General features: G+C 39.8%; 1 protein-coding gene. It reads left to right on the top strand.

What is annotated here, in order from left to right; translation table 11 throughout:
• Positions 1-250: 250 nt before the first annotated feature.
• Positions 251-1288, top strand: coding sequence for an IS110 family RNA-guided transposase (locus PALI_RS00075; protein ID WP_193154364.1), 1038 nt, complete (start codon positions 251-253; stop codon positions 1286-1288).
• The last annotated feature ends 219 nt before the right edge of the window (positions 1289-1507 follow it).

The raw sequence follows: 1507 nt of genomic DNA, 5'->3' as shown, positions 1-1507 counted from the left end.
TATTCCCCATAAATAGGCGATAACGCAGCATAAATGCCAAACATGCGCTGTCCTTGGGTTCTGCCTAGGGGCGATTAACTCTTTGTTGCTCGGTTTTGATTTAGCCCACTAGGTTACAAACCTCACGCCGCGATTAAATCGCCCCTAGATTGAACACATTTTAATCCTGAAAGGTCAACAGATGTATGGACTCCCACTTCCCTCAGGAGTAACGTAATAAGCGATAAAACTTTTACCAAGGAGCCCATACATGTTTGATTGTAATGTAATCACAATTGATTTAGCAAAAAATTTATTTCAGGTTTGTAAAACAGATAAGAATGGACATGTTATTTATAACAAAGCAATCACGAGAGCTAAACTTAAAGAATTGTTAATTAAAGAGAAGCAATCTTTAGTTGCTATGGGATCGTGTGGCGGAACACATTATTGGGCACGCTTTGCGAAACAGGCTGGTCATCAAGTAAAAGCGATTAATGCACGACAGGTAAAAGCATTCCGTCAAGGGCAAAAGACAGATGCGAATGATGCGCTGGCTATTTCTGTTGCGGCTCGCCTGCCTCATATTAAAGGAAGTCGTTTACTTTCAGCCCATGAGCAATGCCTGCAAGGCATTGAATGTATGCGTGATTTATTGGTCAAACAAAAAGTAAGTTTAAGTAATCAACTCAGAGGCTTACTTTTGGAGTTAGGGTATCCAATAGCTCAAGGCGATACCCCGTTAATTCACGCTATACCTGAGATACTAGAAGAGGCAGAAAATAGTTTAACAGCCTCATTTCGTTTTTCAATTCACCTCCTTTTTAAACGCTTTAAGGAGACAATTGAAGAAGCAAAGCTGATTGAAAAACAATTGCATGAAATAATTAAAGAAGATAAAACATGTAACCGCTTACAAGCCTTAGAGGGAGTCGGTCCAGTCTGTGCAATTTTGATAAAAATAGCGCTAGGTAATGCAACACATTTCAAAAGTGGTCGAGAAGCCGCCGCATGTTTTGGTCTAACACCAGTACAACATAGCAGTGGGGGTAAAGAAAAAATAGGCGCGATATCTAAAGTGATAGGAAATAAGAAGCTGCGAAGTGCTTTGTTTAAAGGTGCATTAGCGGTTGTTTCCCAACTAGAAAAAAGAGAAAGTCGCAGTGAAAAAGATGTATGGTTGAAAGCATTAACCGCGCGTCGAGGAAAGAAAGTAGCAGCCATTGCTTTAGCGAATAAAACGATAAGAACGGCTTTTGCAATGCAAAAGCATGATAAAGAATACCAGCCACAATTACTTGCGGCTTAAAATTTGTCAATAAGAGCGCTTAAAATAGGTAAGACCAACCTTCAATAGACTGTTAGGGCCTGAAGTTTCATAAACTGCTCAACAGAAAAGTCATGAAGGTGCGAATACATAAGAGGCCAGAGGTAGCCCCTCAATTTGAGCCCGTATATAAGCTAGCATCTAAATTTATTTTAACTTTTTCTTTTTGACATTGACGGAGAGTCCATATAAGGCCCTAGT

Source organism: Pseudoalteromonas aliena SW19 (genome assembly GCF_014905615.1).
Classification (GTDB): Bacteria; Pseudomonadota; Gammaproteobacteria; order Enterobacterales; family Alteromonadaceae; genus Pseudoalteromonas; species Pseudoalteromonas aliena.
The sequence above is the reverse complement of the archived record's forward strand: the minus strand, read 5'-3'. Positions and strand labels throughout refer to the sequence as shown.

What these genes read in the sequence shown, in the direction of transcription:
- PALI_RS00075 (WP_193154364.1), top strand. Translation starts at nt 251, where the DNA reads ATGTTTGATTGTAATGTAATCACAATTGATTTAGCAAAAAATTTATTT.